General features: G+C 62.9%; 20 protein-coding genes and 2 tRNA genes. 12 read left to right on the top strand and 10 right to left on the bottom strand.

The window, feature by feature from the left end; all coding sequences use genetic code 11:
- The first annotated feature begins 49 nt into the window (after nt 1-49).
- Nucleotides 50-1249 (top strand): amidohydrolase, encoded by a 1200-nt coding sequence (locus NKJ73_RS07460; protein ID WP_352568876.1) that lies wholly within the window; start codon nt 50-52, stop codon nt 1247-1249.
- On the opposite strand, the gene NKJ73_RS07455 is transcribed toward NKJ73_RS07460, so the two are convergent.
- The 5 genes from NKJ73_RS07455 to NKJ73_RS07435 all read right to left on the bottom strand — a co-directional run bounded on the left by NKJ73_RS07455 (nt 1227) and on the right by NKJ73_RS07435 (nt 7342).
- On the bottom strand, nt 1227-3449 hold the full coding sequence (locus NKJ73_RS07455) for a xanthine dehydrogenase family protein molybdopterin-binding subunit (RefSeq protein WP_352568875.1): 2223 nt from the start codon (nt 3447-3449) through the stop codon (nt 1227-1229). The genes NKJ73_RS07460 and NKJ73_RS07455 overlap by 23 nt on opposite strands.
- The gene (locus tag NKJ73_RS07450) at nt 3446-4435 is read right to left on the bottom strand and encodes an FAD binding domain-containing protein (RefSeq protein ID WP_352568874.1); all 990 of its coding nucleotides are present in this window, start codon (nt 4433-4435) and stop codon (nt 3446-3448) included. The genes NKJ73_RS07455 and NKJ73_RS07450 overlap by 4 nt, the downstream gene beginning before the upstream one ends.
- Nucleotides 4432-4917: a (2Fe-2S)-binding protein gene (locus NKJ73_RS07445; RefSeq protein WP_352568873.1), complete on the bottom strand. Its 486-nt coding sequence runs from the start codon at nt 4915-4917 to the stop codon at nt 4432-4434. The genes NKJ73_RS07450 and NKJ73_RS07445 overlap by 4 nt, the downstream gene beginning before the upstream one ends.
- Nucleotides 4918-5168: 251 nt before the next feature.
- Nucleotides 5169-6140, bottom strand: a complete 972-nt coding sequence (locus NKJ73_RS07440) for an NADP-dependent oxidoreductase (RefSeq protein WP_352568872.1) — start codon at nt 6138-6140, stop codon at nt 5169-5171.
- Nucleotides 6141-6268: 128 nt separating this feature from the next.
- The gene (locus NKJ73_RS07435) at nt 6269-7342 is read right to left on the bottom strand and encodes an alkene reductase (RefSeq protein WP_352568871.1); all 1074 of its coding nucleotides are present in this window, start codon (nt 7340-7342) and stop codon (nt 6269-6271) included.
- An 83-nt stretch (nt 7343-7425) separates the two neighbouring features.
- Here NKJ73_RS07435 and NKJ73_RS07430 point away from each other — a divergent pair, with 83 nt between their 5' ends.
- Nucleotides 7426-8295, top strand: coding sequence for a LysR family transcriptional regulator (locus NKJ73_RS07430; RefSeq protein WP_352568870.1), 870 nt, complete (start codon nt 7426-7428; stop codon nt 8293-8295).
- Nucleotides 8296-8728: 433 nt separating this feature from the next.
- Here NKJ73_RS07430 and NKJ73_RS07425 read toward each other — a convergent pair whose 3' ends face one another.
- Nucleotides 8729-9379 (bottom strand): hydrolase, encoded by a 651-nt coding sequence (locus NKJ73_RS07425; RefSeq protein ID WP_352568869.1) that lies wholly within the window; start codon nt 9377-9379, stop codon nt 8729-8731.
- Between the two features lie 181 nt (nt 9380-9560).
- Between NKJ73_RS07425 and NKJ73_RS07420 the strand changes: the two genes are divergently transcribed.
- Nucleotides 9561-10454, top strand: a complete 894-nt coding sequence (locus tag NKJ73_RS07420; protein WP_352568868.1) for a LysR family transcriptional regulator — start codon at nt 9561-9563, stop codon at nt 10452-10454.
- A 511-nt stretch (nt 10455-10965) separates the two neighbouring features.
- Here the strand turns inward: NKJ73_RS07420 and NKJ73_RS07415 are convergent.
- Nucleotides 10966-11040 (bottom strand) — tRNA-Asn (locus NKJ73_RS07415).
- A 220-nt stretch (nt 11041-11260) separates the two neighbouring features.
- Here NKJ73_RS07415 and NKJ73_RS07410 point away from each other — a divergent pair.
- Nucleotides 11261-11521: a hypothetical protein gene (locus NKJ73_RS07410; RefSeq protein ID WP_023676401.1), complete on the top strand. Its 261-nt coding sequence runs from the start codon at nt 11261-11263 to the stop codon at nt 11519-11521.
- 64 nt (nt 11522-11585) lie between these two features.
- Here the strand turns inward: NKJ73_RS07410 and NKJ73_RS07405 are convergent, their stop codons facing one another.
- Entirely contained in the window at nt 11586-11786 is a 201-nt protein-coding gene (locus NKJ73_RS07405; protein ID WP_156937330.1) for a hypothetical protein, read from the bottom strand.
- 217 nt (nt 11787-12003) lie between these two features.
- Between NKJ73_RS07405 and NKJ73_RS07400 the strand changes: the two genes are divergently transcribed.
- From NKJ73_RS07400 to NKJ73_RS07365, 8 genes are all read left to right on the top strand, one after another.
- A tRNA-Cys gene (locus NKJ73_RS07400) sits at nt 12004-12077 on the top strand.
- An 89-nt stretch (nt 12078-12166) separates the two neighbouring features.
- Nucleotides 12167-12835, top strand: coding sequence for a protein-L-isoaspartate O-methyltransferase family protein (locus NKJ73_RS07395; RefSeq protein ID WP_352568867.1), 669 nt, complete (start codon nt 12167-12169; stop codon nt 12833-12835).
- 186 nt (nt 12836-13021) lie between these two features.
- On the top strand, nt 13022-14413 hold the full coding sequence (locus NKJ73_RS07390) for a TolC family outer membrane protein (protein WP_023676398.1): 1392 nt from the start codon (nt 13022-13024) through the stop codon (nt 14411-14413).
- A 199-nt stretch (nt 14414-14612) separates the two neighbouring features.
- Nucleotides 14613-15494 carry a DUF2497 domain-containing protein gene (locus NKJ73_RS07385; RefSeq protein WP_352568866.1) on the top strand — a complete coding sequence of 294 codons (882 nt, stop codon included), beginning with the start codon at nt 14613-14615 and terminating at the stop codon, nt 15492-15494.
- 389 nt (nt 15495-15883) lie between these two features.
- Nucleotides 15884-18667 (top strand): valine--tRNA ligase, encoded by a 2784-nt coding sequence (locus NKJ73_RS07380; RefSeq protein ID WP_352568865.1) that lies wholly within the window; start codon nt 15884-15886, stop codon nt 18665-18667.
- A gap of 424 nt (nt 18668-19091) precedes the next feature.
- A complete protein-coding gene (locus NKJ73_RS07375; protein WP_352568864.1) occupies nt 19092-20312 on the top strand; it encodes an outer membrane protein transport protein in 1221 nt (406 codons plus the stop codon).
- A 279-nt stretch (nt 20313-20591) separates the two neighbouring features.
- Nucleotides 20592-22316 carry a dihydroxy-acid dehydratase gene (gene ilvD / locus NKJ73_RS07370; RefSeq protein ID WP_352568863.1) on the top strand — a complete coding sequence of 575 codons (1725 nt, stop codon included), beginning with the start codon at nt 20592-20594 and terminating at the stop codon, nt 22314-22316.
- Nucleotides 22303-23139 carry a tetratricopeptide repeat protein gene (locus NKJ73_RS07365; RefSeq protein ID WP_023678939.1) on the top strand — a complete coding sequence of 279 codons (837 nt, stop codon included), beginning with the start codon at nt 22303-22305 and terminating at the stop codon, nt 23137-23139. The genes ilvD and NKJ73_RS07365 overlap by 14 nt, the downstream gene beginning before the upstream one ends.
- A 24-nt stretch (nt 23140-23163) precedes the next feature.
- Here the strand turns inward: NKJ73_RS07365 and NKJ73_RS07360 are convergent, their stop codons facing one another.
- Together NKJ73_RS07360 and xth are read right to left on the bottom strand one after the other, a co-directional pair.
- Nucleotides 23164-23481: a hypothetical protein gene (locus tag NKJ73_RS07360; RefSeq protein ID WP_023678938.1), complete on the bottom strand. Its 318-nt coding sequence runs from the start codon at nt 23479-23481 to the stop codon at nt 23164-23166.
- Between the two features lie 77 nt (nt 23482-23558).
- Nucleotides 23559-24353 (bottom strand): exodeoxyribonuclease III, encoded by a 795-nt coding sequence (xth, locus tag NKJ73_RS07355; RefSeq protein ID WP_023678937.1) that lies wholly within the window; start codon nt 24351-24353, stop codon nt 23559-23561.
- Nucleotides 24354-24378: the final 25 nt, after the last annotated feature.

Raw genomic sequence — 24378 nt, 5'->3', positions numbered from 1 at the left:
TCTATGGCTGGCAAACCAAGCCGCTTTTTGTCGGCGGAAAGGAGGCATCATGTTGCATAATGACCCCATCGCCGCGCTGACACCAGAGGTCGTAGGCTGGCGGCGCCATATCCATGCCAATCCGGAGCTCGCATTCAATGAATACGAAACGGCGCGTTTCGTTGCAGAGAAGCTGCGCTCCTTCGGCGTCGACGAGGTGCATGAAGGGATCGGCGGCACCGGCGTCGTCGGTGTCCTGCGCAGCGGTGGCGGCGCACGCGCCATCGGCCTTCGCGCCGAGCTCGACGCGCTTCCGGTGCTGGAGAAAACCGGCTTGGCCTATGCCTCCAGGAAAGAAGGAGTAATGCACGCCTGCGGCCATGACGGCCACACCGTCATGCTGCTCGGCGCCGCCAAACTGCTCAGTCAATCGCGCACCTTCGACGGCACCGTCACTTTCATCTTTCAGCCGGCCGAGGAGAACGAGGGCGGCAGCATGCGCATGATCGAGGACGGCCTGTTCAAGCGCTTTCCGGTCGAAGCGGTCTATGCGGTCCACAACTGGCCGGGCATCAGGCTGGGGACGATCGCCGCCCGCGTCGGGCCGCAAATGGCGGCCGTCGATAATTTCGAACTGACCTTCGAGGGTCTTGGCGCTCATGCCGCCATGCCGCAGCTCGGCGACGACCCGATCCTGGCCGCCAGCGCCTTCGTGCAAGCCGTCCAGCGCATCGTCAGCCGCTCGGTCGACCCGCAGAGCGCGCTTGTCGTCAGCATCACGCAGATCCATGGCGGCAATGTCGGCAACATCGTGCCGGGCAAGGTCTGGCTGCAAGGCACTTGCCGCTTCTTCGAGCACGGCCTTTCCGACCATTGCGAGAGGCTGATCGGCGAGATCGCACAAGGTATTGCCGCCGCGCATTCGCTCAAGGCCAGGCTCGACTACAGGAAGGGCTATCCGCCGCTGATCAATACGGCGGATGCGACGGCCCGCGCCGTCGAGGCCGCCGCCTCCGTCGTCGGCCGGGAGAATGTCTTGACCGAGTTCAGCCCCAGTCTCGGCTGCGAGGATTTCGCTTTCATGATCCGCGACGCCGGCGGCTGTTATGCGTGGATCGGTGCCGGCGAGGTCGGCCCGGGCGAAGGCCTGCACGGCGACCGCTACGTTTTCAACGACGAGATCGTGCCGACGGTGATGCGCTATTACGGCAACCTCGTCGAGCAGACGCTTCCGCGGCCCGATCCTTCTACAGCAGTTTTTCCGGCGTGATCGGCAACTCCCGGATTCGTTTGCCTGTGGCGTCGAAGACGGCATTGGCAACAGCAGCGGCAACGCCGGTGGCGCCGAGTTCGCCGATGCCTTTGCCGCCGATCGGGCTGGCATGCTCGTCCACCTCGTCGACGAAGTGGATTATGATATTGCCGGGAATGTCGGCGTTGACCGGAATGGCGACCCCGGAAAGGTTCTTCGACAAGAACCGCCCAAGCACTGGTTCGTGCCTGCTCTGCTCCATTGCCGCCATGCCCCATCCCCAGATGATGCCGCCCGTCATCTGGCTGCGTGCGGTGCGGGGATTGACGATACGGCCGGCGCTGTAGCTGCCCACGGCGCGACGAAGCCTGAGCAGGCCGAGCCCCGGATCGACGCCGACCTCCATGAAGATCGCGCCGAAAGTGCGCATCGCAAGGCCTTTGCCATGCTGCGCCGGATCGAACGAGCCCGAGCCGGTGATCTCGCCGATGTCGGTATGACTCATCACGTCGGCGATCGTCTGACCGCCGGCAGCGCCCCTGCGGCGAATATGGCCGTCTTGCATCTCCACTTCGTCCGGCAGCAGATTGGCAAGACGGGCAAGCTGCGAACGCGCATCTTCGGCAGCGGCAAGCACCGCCGCGCCCACCCCCATGGTCGATGACGAGCCATAGGTCGGCCCCGCCTCCGGCAGCTGCGTATCGCCCATTTCCAAGTTCACCTTCTCCATCGGCAGGCCCAGCACGTCCGCCGCGATCTGCGGAAAGATGGTGAGTGTTCCGGTCCCTATGTCCTGGGTGCCGGTGCGGATGAGCACCGTGCCGTCCCGGCGCAACCTGACTTCGGCTGCAGGCGTCGGGTTGCGGAAACAGCCCATGCTGCAGGTTGCCATGCCGTAGCCGATCAGCCAGTCGCCGTCGCGTTGCGGCTTGCGCGGGCGCTCGCGCCAGCCGAACAGGCGGGCGCCTTCCTCATAAGCCTCGCGCAGCTTCTTCGACGACCAGGGCTGGCCGGTAGCCGGATCCGTGTCCGCATGGTTGACCAGACGCAGGTCGAGCGGATCGATGCCGAGGCGGTGGGCGAGCTCGTCCATCGCGCTTTCAAGCGCCCAGGTGCCCGGACCCTCGACCGGCGCGCGCAGCGGCGTCGGCATGGCGACGTTTGCGCGCTCCACGCGCTGGCTGAGACGCATGGCCGGCGTGGCGTAGAGACCCTTCGAGGCTTCGGTGGCGAACTCGACGAAATCGTCGGTCACGGTGGTCAGGTTGACCACGTCCTGCTGCACGGCCGTCAGCTTGCCCGACCTGTCCGCCGCCAGCACGATCTTCTGTGCCATGCGCGGCTGATACCCGAGGCAGGAATAGGCATTGGCGCGGCTGAGCGCCAGCCTGACCGGGCGCTGCATGATGCGCGCGGCGGCGGCGGCCAGCACCTGATGCGGCCAGATCCAGCCCTTGCCGCCGAAGCCGCCGCCGGTATGGCGGGAAATCACGCGGACCTTCTCGGCCGGGACATTCATGCGGGCGGCAACCACCTGGCGGACACCGTAGACGTGTTGCGTGGCGTCGTGCAGCGTCAGCTCTCCGTCATTCCATTCGGCGAGCGTCGCCGAGGGCTCCATGGCGTTGTGATGGCGCGACGGCTGCAAATACACGGCTTCGACCGTGGCGGCGGCGTCAGCAAGCCCGCGGTCGACCTCGCCCTTCGTAAACGTCGGCTCCAGGAACAGGAAGCCGCTCTCCCTCGGCGAGACAGCAGCCTTGTCGATGGCGGTCCACTCGGGGGGTGCCGGCAACTCCGGCTCGGCGAACTCGTAGCGCAATGCGACGCGGCGGGCACCGGCCTCCGCTGCCTCCAGCGTCTCGCCCAGCACAATGGCAAGCGGCTGACCCTCGTGACGTATCTCGTTGCCCTGCATGGGCATGAAGCTCTGCGCTGCCGGCGGGCCTTCGGCCTGCTGCATCTGCGTATCGGGCTCGGCCCTCGGCGATGCGAACCGGCCGAATTTGGGCATGTCCTCATGCGTGAGCACACGCACGACGCCGTTCTCGGCGAGCGCGTCGTCGACCATGATCGACGTCACGCGGCCGGCGGGAACGGGCGCGGTCACGAGTACCGCATAGAGCAGATTGGGGGCAAAATAGTCGGCCGCATAGCGGGCGCGGCCGGTCACCTTGACGCCGCCGTCAGGGCGGGCAACAGGCTGGCTGATCATCATGACGGCATCCTCGCTGCTCTTTCGATCGCCCGCAAAGCGGCGGTCTTGGCCAGTTCGATCTTGTAGGCGTTCTGCGACAAGGGACGCGCTTCGGCGAAGGATTGCTCGATAGCGGTGCTCAATGCCTCGCGATCGCCGATTTCGGCACCGGCGAGCTGCTCCTCGGCGGCGCTCAGCCGCCACGGCCGCAGCGCGACGGACCCCAGCGCCAGGGCCGCCCGACGGATGGTTTGGCCGTCCATCTCCAGCACAGCGGCGGCAGAGACGATGGCGTATTCGTAGGATTCGCGCTCGCGCACCTTGAGGTAAGCCGATCGCGGCGCCGGCGCCGGCAGCTCGATTGCCGTGATCAGTTCGCCTTGCTGCAACACATTGTCTGCCTCGGGCCGCGTGTCGGGAAGCAGGTGGAATTCCGCTGCCGGAATGCGCCGGCCGCCGCTGCGGTGCGCGGTGACGATGACCGCATCAAGTGCTGCCAGCGCCACGGCCGGGTCGGATGGCTGGGTGGCGACGCAATCCTCGGTCCAGCCGAATATCGCGTGATTGTCGTTGATGCCATGCAATGCCGAGCAGCCGGAGCCGAGCTGACGCTTGTTGCATGGCAACTGCTCTTCGGCACGGAAATAGGCACAGCGCGTCTTCTGCAGAAGATTGCCGCCTATCGTTGCTAGGTTTCTCAGCTGCGGCGATGCGGCGTTGAGGATCGCCTGGCTCAACACCGGATAGTCGCGCATGACCAGCGCATGCTGCGCGACATCGTTGAGATGCGTCAGCGCGCCGATCGTCAAGCCGCCGCCGGGCAGTGCCTCGATCTGATCCAGCCCGTCGAGGCGGGAGATGTCGATGATCCGGGTCGGCTCGGCAATGCCAAGGCGCAGCCAGTTGAGCAATTCGGTGCCGCCGGCGAGAAAGGCGCTGTCCGGCGCGGCACCTGCCGCGATCGTTTCGCCCAGGCTGTCGGCGCGCGCGTAGACGAATGGGGTCATTGGCTCACCCTCCCGGCCGCCGCGCGCACGGCCTCGACGATTTGCGGATAGGCCGAGCAGCGACACAGATTACCGCTCATCCATTCGCGGATCTCGGCATCGGAGCCGGTATGTCCCTCCTCAATCAGCGCCGCCGCCGACATCACCTGGCCGGGCGTGCAGAATCCGCACTGGAAACCATCATGATCGATGAACGCCTGCTGCACGGGATGAAGCGCATCGTCGTTTGCCAGGCCTTCGATCGTCGTGACCTCGCGTCCCTCGCAGGACACGGCAAGTATCATGCAGGCATTCACACGCCGTCCGTCGAGGTGCACGGTGCAGGCGCCGCACTCGCCGAAATTGCATCCCTTTTTCGTTCCGGTCAGATGAAGCCGCTCGCGCAGCAGGTCGAGCAGCGTGACGCGGGGATCGAGATCGGAAAGGCTGTGGTCCTCTCCGTTCACCCGCAACCGCAATAGGTGCCGATCGTGGAAGTCCATTGGGGGTTACCTCGAAGCACATGCCGTACTCGTCGCAGGGACTCGTCCAGCAAGCAGCCGCCCACCTGTCGAGGCGAAATAGGGCGATCGATTTTAGGGAAAAGGCGCTGCCGGTCAGGGAAAGCGAAAAAACGCGCATTTGAGATTTGCGGCGGAGCGGAAAGGCCCTGCATAACTGTGGTTCACGGCCGTCCCAACATGAGCCGAATGCAGACGGTCCCCCCTTTAGGGACGATTACCATGAGCTGCAGTCACCTGGTGAGGTCTAAGACTATCTTTCCGGGAGCGTGGCCGGTGCGATTGCGCTCGATCGCGGATGCCAGATCGTCGAAGCCGACCACTTCTGCAATCGTGGACCGCAGCGAGCCGTCAGCGATCTCTTGAGCGATTGTGGCTAGGCGCGCGGTGTCAGGTTTGACTGACAACCAGATGCCATGACGGCCTGCCGGGGCGCGCGAAACCACATCAGTTGCAGCGATGCTGGCAAGGACGCCGCCAGGCGATAGGACCGACCAAGATTTGTCTAAGACCTGGCCCCCGACAAGATCGACGATAAGGTCAATGTCGCTCGCAAGAACCTCGAAGTTCTGTTTCTGGTAATCGATCACTTCGTCAGCGCCCAAGGCTTGGACATGGGCCACGCTCTTGGTTGAGGCTGTAGCATAGACGGTCGCTCCAGCCGTCTTGGCGAACTGGACAGCGAAGCTGCCCACCCCGCCAGCCGCGCCGTGGATCAACACCCGCCGCCCCCGAAGGTTGAAATCGGCGACCTGAAGGACTTGCCATGCCGTCATCGCCGCCACCGGTACTGCCGCTGCGTCAATGTCTGACAGGACCGCAGGCGTCTTGACAAGTTTTTCGGCATTTATCAGCAAGTGGTCAGCATAAGCGCCCAGGCCACCCAGCGCGGCCATGACCCGGTCTCCGACCCTCACGCCTTCGACGTTGGAGCCGGTCCGCAGCACGACCCCCGCCATTTCGATGCCAAGCGTCGCGGGCAAAGATAACTTGAACTTGTCGCGGACGTAGCCTTCACGGATTTTCCAGTCGATTCCGTTTACTCCGGCAGCCTTGACCTGGACGAGCACTTGGTCGGGACCAGGCTCTGGGGCGGATAGCCAATCGACTTTCAAGCTCTCTGTGCCGCCATATGCTTGAAGACGTAGGGCCCGGCCGGAGCCAAGCGGTTCAGACCGGCGGGGGGCGCTTTTGAAGTCATTCATCGGGTTTATCCTTCCTGTGGGACGATATAGTTTGAAATCTCTCAAGAAGAACTTCTAAGTATGCAGTCCACATCGGGTGAGAAATGTTTATTCGGCTGCTGTCGCTTGGGGATTTACTTGCTTTCGCTTTACGCGCTCAAAGCAGGATAGTCGGTGTAGCCCAGGGCGGTGCCACCATAGAAAGTGGCTTGGACTGCCGCATTCAGCGCCGCATTGGTCTTCAACCGTTCCACAAAGTCCGGATTGGCCAGGACCATCTGGCCGTAGGACTCCTGATCGGCCAGCCCCGAAGCTACGTCGGCGCCGATCTGGTCACGCGGACGACTTGGCCGATTGAGGATCAGCGATTGGTGCCAGAGCTTGCGGATATCGGCCAGCAGCGCCTCGTCGCCCTGGTGCATGATGTGCACGTAAGCGAGCCCGAGCTTGTCGAGTTCGGCGACCAGATAGCGGTAGAGGTCCGGCCCCTCGGCGCCTTCGTCGATCCCCCATATCGTCGTCCCGGGTGACAGGCGGATCGCGGTGCGGTCCGCGCCAATCTCCTCGGCGATCGCCGTGGCGACTTCGATGGCGAAGCGCGCTCGGTTCTCGATCGACCCGCCATATTCGTCCGTGCGCGTGTTGGCGCTGGGCGCGAAGAACTGCTGGACCAGGTAGGCGTTCGCGCCGTGAATCTCGATGCCGTCGGCGCCGGCCTCGACCGCCGAGCGCGCGGCATGGCGGAAATCGGCGACCGTCTGGCGCACCTCTTCGGTCGTCAGCGCGCGCGGCGGGGGAATGTCCTGCATCCCCGTCATGGTGAACATACCCGTCCCCGGCGCTATCGCGGACGGCGCGACCCCTTGGCAGTGATGCAGCGTATTGTCGGGATGCGACATGCGCCCGGCATGCATGAGCTGGATGAAGATGTGGCCGCCCTTGTCGTGCACGGCAGAAGTGATCTTCCGCCAGCCGGCGACATGGGCGGGCGTGTAGATGCCGGGGGTGGTGAGATAGCCCTGGCCGTCATCCGAGGGCTGGGTGCCTTCGGTGACGATCAGGCCGACGCCGGCGCGCTGGGAATAATATTCGGTGGCCAGCTCGCCCGGCGTACCGTCGAAGCCGGCGCGGCTGCGGGTCATCGGGGCCATGACGAGGCGGTTAGGCAGAGTGTAGCGGCCGACGCGGACAGGGGTGAATAAGGGACTCATTGGGATCTCCATTTGCTGGAGCGCTTGTCCACTATTCCAATGTCGGGATAAATCCGGCAAAAGTGAAATCAATATTCCAAATATGGAGCAATAGCGTGAGCCACTTGAACGACATGGCGCTGTTCGTGGAGGTGGCGAGAGCGAGGAGCTTCCGGAAGGCGGCTGAGGCTCTGGGCATGCCCAACTCGACTCTGTCGCGACGTATCAGCGCGCTGGAGAAGGCGATCGGCCTGAGGCTTCTGCATCGAACGACGCGCAAGATCGAGCTCACCGAGGCCGGCCAGCTCTATTACGAACGAAGCAAACGCATCGTCGACGAGGCACGGCTCGCACACGAGCAGCTCGGCGCGATGCTGGAGCAGCCGAGCGGTGTCCTGCGGGTCTCGCTCCCGGTCGACTTCGCCACGCTTTACCTGACGCCGATCATCGTCGATTTCGCGCGGCACTATCCCGGCATCACCTTCGAGTTCGACCTGACCCCGCGCCGCGTCGATTTGGTGGCCGAGCCGTTCGATGTAGCGATCCGCATCGGCGAGCTGGAAGACTCCAGCCTGATCGCTCGCCTGATCGGGCGCCACGCGCGCCACCTCTATGCGTCTCCTGGCTACATCGAAGCGTCCGACGAGCCGGCGACACCGGCGGATCTGGCGGAGCATGAATGCATCTGCATGCCGAAGATCTGGACCCTGCATCAGGGGATGAACAAGGTCGAAGTCGAGGTTGGAGGCCGCTTCACAGTCAACAGCGTCGGGATGATCCGCGCCCTGGCGGTCGACCACCAGGGCATCGCCCTGCTTGCCGAGAAGATCGTCGCCGAAGATTTGGCCTCGGGCAGGCTCCGGCGTGTCCTGCCCGAATGGCAGGGATCGTCGGTCAGCATTCACGCCGTCACCGAAACGCGCCTCATTCCAGCCAAGACCCAGCGCTTCATCGAATTCCTGTCCGCCAGGCTGGTGGAAACTTGAACCAGATCGTTACGCGGAGAAAAGTCGGACGGCGGCGTGCAAAATCGCGACTTGGCGTAGAAAAGGCGATGGCTCGCCGGAGTCGATGAAGCTGAGAAATACGAATTTGCCATACCCCTACACCAGAATGCACCAGAGTCGCCAAAAATGCGCAAACGTGACCGGACGGCGCAGAAGCCCTACGCCTCGCCGGCGGGCCGACACCGACGCTCAGGGAGCGGGCCATCGCTCTACCGCGAGGGCGGGGCGAGGTGCGCACGGCTGAACTCACGGCCATCGGCATCCCCGATGCTATCTATCCAGGATGTGCGACGAGCGACTGCTCGTGAAGGTGGGTTCGGCATCACAAGGCTTCCCTGTGAGGTGAGATGGCGAGGGCCGGCAAACGGATCGATTCCGACCCTCACCGAAATGCTCGCCATCCCGGCCCGAATCAGCCTTCGCTCGGCACAGGCGTCTTGAGGAGTTGTTGCTCCCACAGGAAGGCGATGCCGCTGCCGCCGAAGTGCTGGATGAGAATCTCGGTCAGCTCTTCGACATGCTCGGTGCGCGCCCAGTCGCGCTGCCATTCGCCAGCGAGCGCCATCACGGTCATCATGTTTGCGCCAGCCGCGATCATCCGCTGGATGGCGATCTGGTGGGACTCGGTCGAAACGCCGCCCGACGCATCGGTGATCACGGACACGTCCCAGCCTTCGCCGAGGGCTTGGATGACAGGCATCGCGACGCAGACTTCGGTCCAAAGGCCTGCGATAACCAGTTGTTTGCGGCCGGTCGCCTTGACCACGTCCACCACCTTCTCGTCCTGCCAGGCGTTCACCCAAGTCCGGTCGATCACTTCCTGCCCCGGGAAGACGTCAGTGATCTGCTTGAAGAGGATGCCGCCACGACCCGCGATCACGCTGGTGAGAATGGTCGGAACATTGAAGGCTTTTGCTAGCTTCGCCAGCGCGGTCGCGTTGTTGACCACAGCTTGCGGATCGTGGCTGTTCAGGTTCGCGAGTTGGTAAGGCTGGTGGTCGATCAGAACGAGTACCGAGTCTTCAGGACGAAGAAGCGAATCAAGGCCGTTGCGAGGGGTCATCAAGACTTCCTTTCTCTGCCGCCATGGACGGCAATCTTTCTCTGCCGCTATGGACGGCAATGGGTTTCACGGGAGACATGCGCCAGCGGGCGACGTTGCCTGGACGCAATTTGCCGTTCCTTTTGGTGATGCAGTAGTGCCATAATCAGGCAAGCTGTGTCGCGAAATGAGGAACGCTGAATTGGACATCGAAGATCTACGGACATTCGTCGCAGTGGCCGATGCAGGGGGCGTATCGGCCGCCGCGCGCCGGCTCGGCGTCTCCAAGTCAATCGTCAGTCGGCGGCTCTTTCGGGTTGAAGCGGAACTTGGCGTCCAGCTTCTTGCACGAACGACCCGCGGCGCCGCGCTCACCGAAGCGGGAATCGCGTTCAGAGACCATGCGGCCCGGGCCAGCGCAGAGATCGATACGGCTCGGGAAACGATCCTCCCCACCGGTGAGCTGCGCGGCCGCCTGAGGGTTGCCATGCCGCTTACTTTCGGCGCGACCCACTTCGCCCCCGTGCTCGCGGAAATGGCGCGTCTGCACCCGAAGCTTCACATCCATACTTCCTACAGCGATCGCTTCGTCGATCTCATCGCAGAAGGTTTCGATTGCGCGATCCGGGGCGCCTACCTTCAAGACTCCAACCTGATCGCGAAGCGCGTCGGGCCGATCCATGGAAAGCTTGTCGCAAGCCCGGATTATATCGAGGTGCACGGGTCACCCGAGACTCTGGACGAACTCGTCACCCATCAGGCCCTCATGCAGGGAACGGAAGCCTGGCAGTTCATAAATGGCAGCAAGATTGTTACGGTCCAGCCGCAGGGCAGGTTCAAGGCCGATAGCGCCACGGCGCTTGCCGCCGCGGCGGCGGCAGGTCTCGGCATCGCCTGGCTCCCCGATTGCATCACACATGAATATGTGGCCTCCGGCGCGCTGGTCCCGATCATGACACGCTATCCGGTACCTCCAGGGGCCGCGTATGTCGTCCGACCGCCGGGTCAGCATCCCACGCGGAAAGTGCGGGTGCTCACCGAGATGCTAATTGAGTACTTCAAACGGAACACGGATCTTTGGGGTCTTGACAACTAGGACACGAACGGTGCGAAGCCTCCCCACCGGCAGGAGGCACGGGGGTAAATTCTCCAGGCAACGCCGCAGGCGCGACGTCCACGCGGATCATGTTCAACCGAGTAGGCGTTGAGATCTTGCCTGTGCAGATCTGGCGCGAGGCCTCTCCGCTTTGTCCCAGCGACGCCTCGCGCGCGCAGGCTCAAAGCTATGCAATCCGCCGTCCACGAACACCTCGCGCCCGTCTGTAAGCTGCTGTCGTTGAGGCAGCGACGGCAAGTAATAACGGGCGGCAACGTTCGGACGCCGCCGCGGCGAACTGAACGGCGCACTCGGGCGCGAAGCCGCCGGTCATCAGTATTTCCGCGCGGTAGCCGCCGAATAGGCGTGGGCGGGCGAGCCCTGCTATTCTACGCCTGATTTCATCGGTCCTCGATGCTCTGACACTCTGGAGGCAGGACTATCGAGATCGACGCGTAGGGAGAAATTGCACGCTGGCGCGCAATATCGCGCTATGGCGTAGAAGAGGCGGTGGCTCCCCGGGCCGGATTCGAACCAGCGACCAACCGGTTAACAGCCGGTTGCTCTACCACTGAGCTACCGGGGAACAGAGGCTCTTGCGTGAGTGGGGCAGCCTATAGCAAACCCGTTTCGGCTTTGCAAAGAAGCATTTCGCATTTTTTCGGTGCTTTTTGGCGCAGGGCTTGCTGGCAATGGCCGGCGAGCGCCCTCATATGAGCTGTCTCTCGCCTGTCACGGAACAGAAAAGGCCGTTGCGGCTTTCTCCGGCTGATGGTGCTACTGATGCAAACGGATCGACATTTCACATGACGGCAATGAGCGACGAACAGCCACCGGCCCGGAAAATCTCGGTCTTCGGCCGCCAGTTCACCATGCCGCGCTCGCGCGGCCTCAGGATTGCGATCGGCGTTGTGCTGATCATCGGCGGCATTCTCGGCTTCCTGCCGATCCTGGGTTTCTGGATGGTGCCGATCGGATTGCTGGTGCTCTCCTACGAATTCGCATTGGTGCGCCGTCACCGGCGCCGCTTCGTCGTCTGGTGGGAGCGACGGCGCCGGCCGGATTGAGACTGCCCTGCTGACAGGCCGGTATCCGGCAAAATGTCGGAGAGCGGCGTGGTCCGTCCAGGCCTCACCGAGGCTGGTCGAAACAGCTTTCCAGGCGTTCGCAAAGCTCCTTGAGAACGGCGGTAGCCGATGCCAGCCGCGCCCGGTCGCGCGGCGGCAGGCTGTTTGCGCCTTCTATGCTGAGGCGGTCGATGGCATAGCGCACAAGCTCTGCAGACTGCGACAATCCGCGCGACGTGCCGTCCTTCGTAGCTGCTCGACGCATGGCGGAGCCTCTTCCTTGCCCAACGTGGCCGCCGGTTTCGGGTTCCCGTCGCCCAGAATCATGCTTAACGATAAGCTAATATGTTATTGCTAACATGGGCATTGCGTTGATAAGGCAGGGCATGGAATGTCGAGGAACCGTTGGGAATGCATGGTGGCCGCTTGACGGCATTTTCGCCGCAACCTATTGGAGCCGGGTGGAACGCCGGGAGCAATGAGGCCTCGTGGCGGAGTGGTTACGCAGAGGACTGCAAATCCTTGCACCCCGGTTCGATTCCGGGCGAGGCCTCCAATGCCCGAGCTCCCGCGCGTCAGCGCCAGGGGGCTTCAGTTCCGGTCGAAACAGCCGCGGCCTTTGCGCGGCAAGCGGATGGTTGGAACATGAGCGCTGATTTTGCCGAACGCCGGGTGAAGATGGTCGACGGCCAGATCCGCACCACCGACGTGACCAGCGCACCGCTGCTCGAGGCGATGCTTGTCGTGCCGCGCGAGGCCTTTGTCGGCGCCGGCCAGCGCGATCTTGCCTATATCGACGAGGACATCCGCATTGCCGATACGGCAGATGGTCCGCGCTATCTGATGGAACCGTCGCCATTGGCCAAGCTGATGCAGCTGGCCGATATCGGCCCAAGCGATTCGGCACTAGATGTCGGCTGCGGCACCGGCTATGCGGCGGCGATCCTGTCGCGGCTGGCAAGGTCCGTGGTGGCGCTGGAAAGCGATCCGGCGCTGGCCGAGACCGCCACTTCGACGCTTGCGGCACTTGGTTGCGGCAATGTCACCGTGGTCCACGGGCCGCTGCCGCAAGGCCACGCAGATAAGGCGCCTTACGACGTCATCCTGATCGGCGGCAGCGTCGGGGAGGTGCCGGCGGCGCTGTTCGACCAGCTTGCCGAAGGCGGCCGACTCGTCGCCGTGGAGGGGCAGGGCAATTCGGGCGTAGCCCGGCTTTTTTTTAAGACTGGAGGGGTTGTAACGGGAAGACGCGCATTTAATGCGGCAATTAAGCCACTACCGGGATTCGAACGCATTCCCGCCTTCGAATTCTGAGTGATTTTGCCTTGCAGCGAAGGCGCTGTCATGATCGCTTGCGTTTGAACAATCGTTGCTGATCTGCATAACCGGGCGTTTCTGGGGGCTTTCAGCGGGGGAACGATAAAAAACGCGGCGCCGGCTGATCAGAAGGAGAAGCCAGCGTGGCGCAGTTCCCGTGCAAAACGAATGAGGGAATATAACGTGCCGTCTGTACGCAAGTTGCTTTTTACCGCTGTCCTCGTTTCGGCGACAGCGCTGTCTCCAATGGCCGCCTCGGCCGAAACCATTCTCGGGGCCCTTTCAAAAGCCTATCAGAACAATTCCTCGCTCAATTCGACACGCGCCGGCGTTCGCGTCACCGACGAGGGCGTTGCAATCGCAAAGTCCGGCTGGCGCCCGACCATCACCGGTTCCGCGGACATCGACTACACCAGCACCCATATCAATGGTACTAGTCGAACCGCGCGCATAACTACCGGCAACTTTGGCGTCCAGATCAATCAAACCCTGTTCGACGGCTTTCAGACCAGGAACAACGTCGCGGCCGCCGAAGCGCGGGTCAGCGCCTCGGTCGAGAGCCTGCGCAACACCGAAGAAAACACCCTTTTCAACGCGGCAAGCGCCTATATGGACGTCATCCGCGACCGCCAGATCGCGGTGCTGACCGAACAGAACCTGCAGTTCCTGACCGAGCAGGCGCGTGCGGCGCGTTCGCGCTTCGAGGTCGGCGAAGGTACCCGCACCGACGTCGCGCAAGCCGACGCGCAGCGTGCCTCCGCGGTGGCGCAGTTGAGCGCCGCCCGCGCGACGGCGCTGGCAAGCGCTGCGACCTATCGCCAGATCGTCGGCGACGAGCCGGGCAGGCTCAGGCCGGCTTCGCCGCTGTCGAAGCTGTTGCCGTCGAGCCTCGATGCAGCGATCGCGATCGCATCGGCCGAACATCCGGCCATCCTCGCCACCGAGCACCTGGTCGACGCGGCGGCGTTTTCGGTTAAATCGGCCGAAGGCGCGCTGCTGCCGCAGCTTTCGGCTAGCGCCGGCGTTTCCGGCGACTATCGCAACACGGTTCCGGGCGTCCTTGGGGCATCGCAGGATGGCACAAGGACGTCGGCGAACATCGGCGCGACACTGACCGTGCCGATCTATTCCGGCGGACGGACCTCGGCGACCGTGCGCCAGAACAAGGAATCGCTCAGCCAGGCGCGGATCGAAGTCGACGTGAGTCGCGACCAGGTGCGCCAGGCCGTTACCTCGGCATGGTCGCAATACACCGCCGCGCAGCAAAGCGTCACGGCCAACCGGCAGGTGGTCGCCGCCGCGCAGCTTGCCCTGAACGGCGTCATCGAAGAGCGCAATGTCGGCCAGCGCACCACGCTCGACGTGCTCAATGCGCAGGCGACCCTCATCACTGCCAAGATCAATCTTGTCAGCGCCGAACGCGACGTGGTGGTGGCGAGCTATGCCATCCTCTCGGCGGTTGGCCATTTGTCGGCAGACCGCCTTGCGCTCAATGTGACGAAGTACAGGCCCGAAGAGCATTACAACGCCGTCAAGGACAAGTGGATCGGCCTGCGCACGCCGGACGGCCGCTGATCGCCAAGCCGTGTTTTCAGCCCGCGCTCGAACGACGCGCGGGCTTTCAACTCCCGACCCTAATCTGTTGAAATCCGAGATGTCGCCAGATTGGGGATTCTCGCAAGCCGTTCCGTCGGTTACGCTGTTGCCATGATTCGAATCCGGCATTGCCGGACAGGAAATCTGAGAACGAGTCACAAGGGCGGCGGATGTGACGATGGCGACGGCAAGCAGCGTACAGCGCGAACCTTCCATGGAAGAAATACTGGCTTCCATCAGAAGGATCATCGAGGACAGCGATACCGGCCGCAAGCAGCCGGGCGACGCGGACGAGCTGCGCCAGGATCTGCAACCGGCGCCGGCAGCCGGACGGGCAGCGGAGGGGGATGCGTTCCGCTCCGAACTGCGCGGCGGACTGGAGATCGCCAAGCCGGCCACGCGCGCCGAGGTGCAGCCAACGGCCGCGCCGGTCATTGAGAGCCTGGAAACGCCGTTGCGCGCCGGCCCGGTAAAGGCAGCGGTGACGCTGGCTGAGGTGAACACCGCTCCCGCAAAGCCGGATCGGCCTGCGACAGCCAAGGCTGCCGAGACGACCGACACCATCATCGCCGATTGGCGGCGCGAGATCGCCGCGGTCGGCGACGCGATGGCCAAGCCGGAGCGCGCCGAGCCACTCCGGACGCCGGACGCCGAGCCGAAAGCCGAGGGTTTCGAGAACGAGGCGACTGCTGGACCTGTGCCGGAGCCTTCGGAAATTGGGCCGGAGCCTTCGGAAAGCGGCCCGGAGCCTTCGAAAACCGGCCCGGAATCTTCGAAAATCGGCCCGGAATCTTCGAAAATCGGATTGGCGCGTCCGGCGGCCAGCGAGGCGCCGTCCCTTCGGCCGGCGATCCTTTCGGAGCATACGGGCCGGCAGGTTGCCGCCGCCTTCGGCGAGCTTTCCGACGCGTTTGCCAGCCGCAGCAAGAAGACTTTCGACGAGATGGCCGAGGAGATGCTGCGGCCGATGCTGCAGGACTGGCTGGACAACAACCTTCCGACGCTGGTCGAGCGGCTGGTGCGCGAGGAAATCGAGCGCGTCGCGCGCGGCGCGCAGTAGCAATTCGGAGAGCCGCCAATGGGCGGCGCTCGACCGGCGAATTGTCGAAGTCGGCGCTGTCCCTCATCCGCCTGCCGGCACCTTCTCCCCGTATAGTGACGGGGAGAAGGGGTTGACCGCAATTTAGGCGCCTTTTCCGCAACGTTCGTGACTGGCGAAAGCTTCAGTACAGGCGTCTTTCTCCCCGTCACTATACGGGGAGAAATGCCCGGCAGGGCAATGAGGGGCAGCGCAAACCTGAAGCGATTGCCTCGCAACATTCAGTCCCGCGAGTTGCACCGAACCATCCCGGCGCTATCTATTGGCCATGCCGCCCTTGCGGTTGACTTGGCAACAACCTTCCGATTTACACCGGACCACAAATTCCGGACAGCGCGGACCGTTTTCCCATGCTCGAAAAGACCTACGACGCCAAAGCCGTCGAGCCGAAGATTGCCAGGATCTGGGAAGAGGCCGACGCCTTTCGGGCCGGCGCCGGGGCCGAGGAGGGGGCTGAAGCCTTCACCATCGTCATCCCGCCGCCGAATGTCACCGGCTCGCTGCATATGGGTCATGCGCTCAACAACACGCTGCAGGACATTCTGGTGCGCTTCGAGCGAATGCGCGGCAAGAATGTTCTTTGGCAACCAGGCATGGACCATGCCGGCATCGCCACGCAGATGGTGGTAGAGCGCCAGCTTATGGAAAAGCAGATCCACCGCCGCGACCTGACGCGCGATGAGTTCATCGACAAGGTGTGGGAGTGGAAGGCCGAGTCCGGCGGCGCCATCCTCAACCAGCTGAAGCGGCTCGGGGCCTCGGCCGACTGGAGCCGGGAGCGCTTCACCATGGACGAGGGCCTGTCCAAGGCCGTGCTCGAAGTGTTCGTGACGCTCTACAAGGAAGGGCTGATCTACAAGGACAAGCGCCTTGTGAACTGGGACCCGAAGCTGTTGACCGCCATCTCGGATCTCGAGGTCGAACAGCAGGAAGTCAACGGCAACCTCTGGCACTTCCGCTATCCGGTCGAAGGCATGACCTTCGATCCGGAAAATCCGAAGACCTTCATCACCGTTGCGACGACCCGGCCGGAGACGATGCTGGGCGATACGGCTGTCGCAGTCCACCCCGACGACGAGCGTTTCCGGCATCTTGTCGGCAAGAACCTCATCCTGCCGATCGTCGGCCGCAGGATCCCGGTGGTGGCGGATGAGTATTCCGATCCCGAAAAAGGCAGCGGTGCGGTCAAGATCACGCCGGCGCATGACTTCAACGATTTCGAGGTCGGCAAGCGCCACCGGCTGCCGGCGGTCAACATCCTCACCGTCAATGCGGCGGTGAGCCTCAAGGACAATGAGGACTTTCTCGCCGGACTGGACGTGACGCCGGAGCGCCAGGCCGTATGGGACGGCCTCGACGGCCTGGACCGTTTCGACGCGCGCAAGAAGATCGTCGAGCTGATGCAGGCGGGCGGCTTTCTCGAGAAGGTCGAGCCGCATCGCCACACCGTGCCGCACGGCGACCGCGGCGGCGTGCCGATCGAGCCGTTTCTGACCGACCAGTGGTATGTCAATGCGGCGGAACTGGCCAAGCCGGCGATCGCCTCGGTGCGCGAGAGCCGTACCAATTTCGTGCCCAAAAACTGGGAAAAGACCTATTTCGACTGGATGGAAAACATCCAGCCCTGGTGCATTTCGCGCCAGCTCTGGTGGGGTCACCAGATCCCTGCCTGGTACGGGCCGGACGGGCATGTCTTTGTCGAAAAGACCGAGGAAGAGGCGCTCGGTGCCGCCGTCGAATATTATCTGGCGCTGGAAGGGCCGTGGAAGGCCTGGGTCGAGGACAAGCTTGAGAATTTCCAGCCTGGCGAGATCCTGACCCGCGACGAGGACGTGCTCGATACATGGTTCTCGTCGGCGCTGTGGCCGTTCTCGACGCTTGGCTGGCCGGACCAGACGCCGGAGCTGAAGACCTATTACCCGACCGACGTGCTGGTGACCGGTTTCGACATCATCTTCTTCTGGGTCGCCCGCATGATGATGATGGGCCTGCATTTCATGGATCAGGAGCCGTTTCATACCGTCTATGTCCATGCGCTGGTTCGCGACAAGAACGGGCAGAAGATGTCGAAGTCGAAAGGCAACGTCATCGATCCGCTCGAGCTCATCGACGAATACGGCGCCGATGCGCTGCGCTTCACCTTGACTGTGATGGCAGCGCAAGGGCGCGACGTTAAGCTCGATCCGGCCCGCATTGCCGGTTATCGCAATTTCGGCACCAAGCTGTGGAACGCGACGCGCTTCGCCGAGATGAACGAAGTGGCGCGCGACGACGATTTCTGGCTGCAGGACGCCAAGCTGGCGGTCAACCGCTGGATCTTGACGGAGCTGACGCGAGCCGCGCGGGACATAACGGACGGTATCACCTCATACCGCTTCAACGAGGCGGCGGGTGCCGCCTACCGGTTCGTCTGGAACCAGTTCTGCGACTGGTACCTGGAACTGCTGAAGCCGGTGTTCATGGGCACCGACGAGGCCGCCAAGGCCGAGAGCAGGGCATGCGTCGCCTTCGTACTCGACGAGATCTACAAGCTGCTGCATCCGATGATGCCGTTCATGACCGAGGAACTGTGGGCCGAAACCGCCGGTGAGGGCAGGCAACGGCAATCGCTGCTTTGTCATGCGGCATGGCCGTCGCCCGACTTCGAGGACGAGGCGGCCGCCGCCGATATCAACTGGCTGGTCGACCTTGTCTCCGGCATCCGCTCGGTGCGTTCGGAGATGAACGTGCCGCCGGCGGCTATCGCACCGCTCGTGGTGATCGGCGCCAACGACGCGACACACGAAAGGCTCGAGCGTCAGGGCTCGGCTATCAAGCGTCTGGCGCGGGTCGGCGACATCTCGCTCGCCGAGGCGCCACCAAGGGGATCCGCCCAGATCGTGGTCAACGAGGCGACGATCTGCCTGCCGCTCGGCAGCCTGATCGACCTTGCCGCCGAGGCAGCGCGCCTGCACAAGGAGCTTGCCAAGGTGACCGAGGAAATAGCGCGGCTCTACAAGAAGCTGTCCAACGAGAAATTCGTCGCCAACGCGCCGGAAGAGGTGGTGGAGGCCGAGCGTGAAAAACTCGCCGAATATCGCGAGGCGCAAGAGAAGCTTTCGGTGGCATTGGCGCGGGTGCGTGATGCCGGTTGATCGAACAGATTGGGCCGGTTGATCGAACAGATTGGGCCGGCTGATCAAACAAATTGGGCCGGCTGGCCGCAATAGATTCGCCGGTCACGAATCTGCCTTCCAGACAGGCCGCCTGCCACGAAAACGGGCATTCCGCAGCGTAAATCTTGAGGCAAACTGAATGTTTTTGCCCCATTGTTGCCGTAATGTAACAATGGCTGACTGGCACGCAAAATGCCCTGTTTTATAGTGATTTAGGGGTTTTTCCCGAGTTTTCTCGTCGATCTGTATTGTGGCGGCCATTTTCCCGCCTCGGTAAGAAGGCCGACACCTTGTCGGAAATGCGTTCAGCCAAGCTGTACATGTACGCACGGCGAATTCGTTGTTGCGCCGTTAACCTGAATTGGTTCTAGCTTGATGCAAGGACATTTCGGGGAGGAGATTCATGTGTTATTCGCGTCTGAAAGTGCTGCTGGGCGCGGGGGCTTTTTCGCTGGCTTTGGCTGGGGCGGTGCAAGCCGGGGGCTTTGACCGGGGCGGCGTCAATATCGACCAGCTGTTCGACGCGGCGCCATATTCGTTCGACGCAGGCGTCACCTATGTTTCGCCACAGCGCAAACTCAAGAATGTGCAGCGTCTCGATGGCTCGGGTTTGTCGACATCGGCGGTGGACGTTGGTGGCGATTATGCGGTGCCGCATGTCGGCATCAAGGCCAACATCTTTGAGCCCGTAGACTGTCTTGCCACCTATACGAGACCGTATGGTGCGGACGCGAATTTCGGCATGAACAACGCCTATTCGCCGACAGCGGTCAAATACGCCGTCGACACAGACGATTTCGGTCTCACCTGCTCCTATAAGGTGAACGTCGGCAAGGGCGCCATACGATTCATCGGCGGTGTCTCCTACCAGCAGGTAGACGCGTTTCTTTCCCGTCAGACACTGCTCGCCTTCGGCAATACCGGCCTCGGCGTCTTCAAGCTATCCGACGAGGCATGGGGTTGGCGTGCGGGCGCAGCCTATGAGATCCCCGAGATCGCCCTGCGCGCCACCCTGATGTACTCTTCGAGCTACAAATATGACGGGCTGTCGGGAACCGTCGACACGACCGGCTTCAGGGGCGCCTTTCCAGCGGATCTGATTCCCGGCTCTACCGGCGTGTACCCAGTCTCGGCGTCGGCTGAGATACCTCAGGCTCTGGAATTCAAGCTGCAGAGCGGTATAGCTCCTGGCTGGCTGGCCTTTGGTTCCATCCGCTGGCAGGAGTGGAGCAAGCTTGGCGTCATTGCCATCAATGGCGTGCGCAGTCCGGTAACCGGTTTGCCCTCGCCCGTTTCATTCGACCTGCTTTATCGCGACGGCTGGACGGTCACGGGCGGTATCGGGCACAAGTTCACCGATCAATTGTCGGGCGTGGTTTCGCTGACCTGGGATCGCGGCACCTCGACGACCTCCGGCTATCAGTCGGATACCTGGGCCGTTGCCAGCGGCGTCTCCTATTCGCCGAACGACCAGATCGAGGTCAGGCTCGGCGGCTCGATCGGTGTGCTGACGAGCGGGTCATCGACTTTCAGCGGTGTCGGCGACGTGGCAAATGCCGTTACCTATACCTACGGCAACGACCTGCTTCTCGCTGGTTCGGCTTCCGTCAAGATCAAGTTCTAACTATTAAATTTTAAACGACAAAACGGCCGGGCGTTGCCCGGCCGTTTTGTTCGGTGCGTCATCCGGCATTCGGCCAATGCAACAAATTGCCCCCATGATGTTCGCTCCGATAATTGTGACGTTTTGGCAACAGTTTCTGAACAACCCTCGCGCCACCCGGCCGCCCGGGAACATTGCCTATTTCCCGCCATAAACCCGGCGCACCTCGAACTTGTCTCGGGACATGCGCCAAAAGGCTAGGCGAAGAGGCAGGCCGCACTGCCCGCGGCAAGGACGAGTATGGACGCCAGAGCGATCTCCAAGGCCAAGCTGCCGAGCCGCCACGTGACCGTTGGTCCCGAGCGGGCGCCGCATCGCTCCTACCTCTATGCGATGGGGCTGTCGGCGGCCGAGATCGCGCAGCCTCTGGTCGGTGTCGCCAGCTGCTGGAACGAGGCCGCGCCCTGCAACATCTCGCTGATGCGCCAGGCACAAGTGGTCAAGAAGGGCGTGGCGGCCGCCAACGGCACGCCACGCGAATTCTGCACCATCACCGTCACCGACGGCATCGCCATGGGTCATCAGGGCATGAAGTCGTCGCTGGTGTCGCGCGAGGTCATCGCCGACTCGGTCGAGCTCACCATGCGCGGCCATTGCTACGATGCGCTGGTTGGATTGGCCGGTTGCGACAAGTCGCTGCCCGGCATGATGATGGCCATGGTGCGCCTCAACGTACCGTCGATCTTCATCTATGGCGGCTCGATCCTGCCCGGCAGCTACCGTGGCCGGCAGATCACCGTGCAGGACGTGTTCGAGGCGGTCGGCCAGCATTCGGTCGGCACGATCGGCGACGCCGAGCTGCTCGAGATCGAGCAAGCCGCCTGTCCGTCGGCCGGCTCCTGCGGCGCCCAGTTCACCGCCAATACCATGGCCACCGTCGCTGAGGCGATCGGCCTGGCGCTGCCCTATTCCTGCGGCGCGCCGGCACCCTACGAGATGCGCGACCGCTTCAATTTCGCTTCCGGCGAAAAGATCATGGAGCTGATCGCAAGGAACATCCGCCCGCGCGACATCGTTACTATAGAAGCGTTGGAAAATGCCGCGACTGTGGTCTCGGCCACCGGCGGCTCGACCAACGCGGCGCTGCATCTGCCGGCGATCGCGCACGAGGCCGGGATAAAGTTCGATCTTTTCGACGTGGCCAAGATATTCGAGAAAACACCCTACATCGCCGACCTCAAGCCGGGCGGCAAATACGTCGCCAAGGACATGTTCGAGGCCGGCGGCATTCCGCTCTTGATGAAGACGCTGCTCGACCATGGCTATCTTCATGGCGATTGCCTGACGGTGACCGGCCGCACTTTGGCCGAAAATATGGAACATGTTTCCTGGAATGACAGCCAGGATGTGGTCCGTCCCGCCAACAGGCCGATTACCCAGACCGGCGGGGTCGTGGGCTTGAAGGGTAACCTTGCCCCCGAAGGCGCGATCGTGAAGGTCGCTGGTATGGCGGAGCTGAAATTCTCGGGTCCGGCGCGCTGCTTCGATTCGGAAGAGGAATGTTTCGAGGCTGTTACGAACCGTAACTATAGCGAAGGCGAGGTTCTCGTCATCCGTTACGAGGGTCCGCGCGGCGGCCCGGGCATGCGCGAAATGCTGTCGACGACGGCGGCTCTCTACGGCCAGGGCATGGGCGGCAAGGTGGCGCTCATCACCGACGGGCGTTTTTCGGGCGCGACGCGCGGTTTCTGCATCGGCCATGTCGGGCCGGAAGCGGCAGTGGGCGGCCCGATCGGGCTGCTTAGGGATGGCGACTTGATCTCGATCGATGCGGTGAACGGCACGATCGAGGTTGCATTGTCCAAAGCCGAACTGGCGGCGAGGGCAAAAGCATGGAAGGCGCGCACGACCGACTATCAGTCGGGCGCGATCTGGAAATACGCACAGACGGTCGGATCTGCCCGCGACGGCGCGGTCACCCATCCCGGCGGTGCCAAAGAAACACACTGCTATGCGGACATCTGAGTTGTTGAGGTCGTCTGTCCTTTCGGCACTGGTTGCGCTCGCCACGTTTGGCGCGACCTTGGGCGCCGTCGGCCAGGCCATGGCCTTCGACGACAAGGTGTTCGACGACAAGACCGGCGTGAAGCCGCAGTCGAGCCCGTGGGCGGTGTTCCAGTTCGGCTTTTCCGCCTACAAGAACGGCCATAAGGAGCAGGCCGCGGAAGCCTATAAATATGCCGCGGAGAACGGCCAGATCGGCGCCACCTGGAAGCTTGCGCGCATGTATGCCGAAGGCGATGGCGTGGCGCGAGACGACTACGCGGCATTCAAGTTCTTCAGCGAGATCGTCGACCAGGATGTCGAGCCCGGTTCGCCCGAGGAAAGCTATGTTTCGGACGCGCTGGTGGCGCTTGGCGACTATCTGAGGAAGGGCATTCCCGGCAGCCCCGTCGAGGAGAACGAGGTGGCGGCCCAGGAATATTACATGCGTGCCGCCGCCAACTACCGCAATCCGAACGCCCAGTTCGAGATGGGCCAGATGTTCCTCAAGGGTGAGGGCGGCGTCAAGGCCAGCGTCAAGCAGGCCGGACGCTGGTTCCAGCTGGCGGCCGAAAAGGGCCATGCGGGCGCGCAGGCGACGCTCGGCAACCTGCTTTTCCAAAGCGGCAAGATCGTGCGGGGGCTGGCGATGATGACCGCGGCGCTCGAACGGGCCTCACCCGCCGACCAGCCATGGATCCGCGGCATGCAGGAAGAAGCGTTTGCGGCCGCCGGCGAAGCCGACCGCCGCACCGCGATCTCGCTGGCCGACGACATCCTCACCAAGGGTGGCGGCGACCAGTAGGTCGGCAGAATTTCCGTTTTGAAATCAATTGTCGGTCGGTTCCGCCGGCATGCCGCTGGGCGCCGGTGTTGAGATCGGCGTGCCCTGCAGATGTGGGGCCAGCGTGTTCTCCGGGCAGCCATCCCGCTGCTTTGTCCAGGACGTGTTGTTGAGCACCATCTCGCAACGGGCGAGGTAGCTTTGGCCGGCAAGCGTCAGGCAGGCGACCCGGCCGATCTGGAATGATTTGCCGTTAGCCAGGCACTCTGCATCGGCAAAAGCCGGCGTCGCCACCGCCATCGCAAGCGCGCAGCCGATCGGGCAGAGTGCAAATCGAGTAGTCATGGGAACCCCAGCCACCATGATGATTTCTCATCAAGCACGCGATTTGTGGCGATAAGAGGTCAACTTATCAATGTGCCGCCGGACAGCAGCTGCGGTCAGGCCGGCTGCAGCGCCAGATCGATCGCCACCGGCACGTGGTCGGAGGGTTTTTCCCAGGCGCGCACCTGTTTTTCGATCGAAGCCGAGGAAAACCAGTTGGCGGCTTCGGGCGACAGAAGCAAATGGTCGATGCGAATGCCGTTGTTCTTCTGCCAGGCGCCGGCCTGATAGTCCCAGAACGTAAAAATGTCCGGGGCGTCGGTGACGGCACGCACGGCTTCGGTGAAGCCGAGATTCTTCAGCCGCCGGAACGCCTGCCGCGTCGCGGGCTGGAACAGTGCATCGCTTAGCCAGTTTTCCGGATACTTCGCGTCGATCGGCTCGGGAATGACATTGTAGTCGCCGGCCAGGACCAGCGGCTCTTCCAAAGCAAGCCGCTCCTCGGCCCAGCGCTCAAGTCGCGCCATCCAGGAAAGCTTGTAGGAGAACTTCTTCTCGTCGTCGATCGGGTTGCCGTTCGGCAGATAGATCGAGGCAACGCGCAAGGCGCCCTTGTCGGTCGAGAACACGCCCTCGATGAAACGCGCCTGCTCGTCGGCATCGTCGCCCGGCAAGCCGCGATTGACCTCGTCGAAACGCAGCTTCGACAGGATGGCGACGCCGTTGAAGCCTTTTTGGCCGTAAGTCTCGACATTGTAGCCGAGTGCCTCGATCTCGGCGCGGGGAAACTGCTCGTCGACCGTCTTGATCTCCTGCAGGCAGGCGATGTCGGGCGCGCTTTCCGTCAGCCAATGGGTCAAATTGCCGATGCGGGCGCGAACGCCGTTGATGTTCCAGGTGACGATTTTCATGACGGCCTCGATAGGCTGGTGGTCC

Origin of the sequence: Mesorhizobium sp. M0074 (genome assembly GCF_040322975.1) — a bacterium.
In the GTDB taxonomy this organism is placed as follows: domain Bacteria; phylum Pseudomonadota; class Alphaproteobacteria; order Rhizobiales; family Rhizobiaceae; genus Mesorhizobium.
Note: the sequence above shows the minus strand (reverse complement) of the source record. Positions and strands in the feature narration are given on the sequence as shown.

Coding starts and splice junctions, on each gene's coding strand:
- NKJ73_RS07405 (WP_156937330.1), bottom strand. CDS start 11,786: ATGCGTCGAGCAGCTACGAAGGACGGCACGTCGCGCGGATTGTCGCAG.
- NKJ73_RS07410 (WP_023676401.1), top strand. CDS start 11,261: ATGACGGCAATGAGCGACGAACAGCCACCGGCCCGGAAAATCTCGGTC.
- ilvD (WP_352568863.1), top strand. CDS start 20,592: ATGGACGCCAGAGCGATCTCCAAGGCCAAGCTGCCGAGCCGCCACGTG.
- NKJ73_RS07450 (WP_352568874.1), bottom strand. CDS start 4,435: ATGACCCCATTCGTCTACGCGCGCGCCGACAGCCTGGGCGAAACGATC.
- NKJ73_RS07380 (WP_352568865.1), top strand. CDS start 15,884: ATGCTCGAAAAGACCTACGACGCCAAAGCCGTCGAGCCGAAGATTGCC.
- NKJ73_RS07425 (WP_352568869.1), bottom strand. CDS start 9,379: ATGACCCCTCGCAACGGCCTTGATTCGCTTCTTCGTCCTGAAGACTCG.
- NKJ73_RS07445 (WP_352568873.1), bottom strand. CDS start 4,917: ATGGACTTCCACGATCGGCACCTATTGCGGTTGCGGGTGAACGGAGAG.
- NKJ73_RS07385 (WP_352568866.1), top strand. CDS start 14,613: ATGGCGACGGCAAGCAGCGTACAGCGCGAACCTTCCATGGAAGAAATA.
- NKJ73_RS07395 (WP_352568867.1), top strand. CDS start 12,167: ATGAGCGCTGATTTTGCCGAACGCCGGGTGAAGATGGTCGACGGCCAG.
- NKJ73_RS07455 (WP_352568875.1), bottom strand. CDS start 3,449: ATGATGATCAGCCAGCCTGTTGCCCGCCCTGACGGCGGCGTCAAGGTG.
- xth (WP_023678937.1), bottom strand. CDS start 24,353: ATGAAAATCGTCACCTGGAACATCAACGGCGTTCGCGCCCGCATCGGC.
- NKJ73_RS07435 (WP_352568871.1), bottom strand. CDS start 7,342: ATGGAGATCCCAATGAGTCCCTTATTCACCCCTGTCCGCGTCGGCCGC.
- NKJ73_RS07365 (WP_023678939.1), top strand. CDS start 22,303: ATGCGGACATCTGAGTTGTTGAGGTCGTCTGTCCTTTCGGCACTGGTT.
- NKJ73_RS07460 (WP_352568876.1), top strand. CDS start 50: ATGTTGCATAATGACCCCATCGCCGCGCTGACACCAGAGGTCGTAGGC.
- NKJ73_RS07440 (WP_352568872.1), bottom strand. CDS start 6,140: ATGAATGACTTCAAAAGCGCCCCCCGCCGGTCTGAACCGCTTGGCTCC.
- NKJ73_RS07375 (WP_352568864.1), top strand. CDS start 19,092: ATGTGTTATTCGCGTCTGAAAGTGCTGCTGGGCGCGGGGGCTTTTTCG.
- NKJ73_RS07360 (WP_023678938.1), bottom strand. CDS start 23,481: ATGGTGGCTGGGGTTCCCATGACTACTCGATTTGCACTCTGCCCGATC.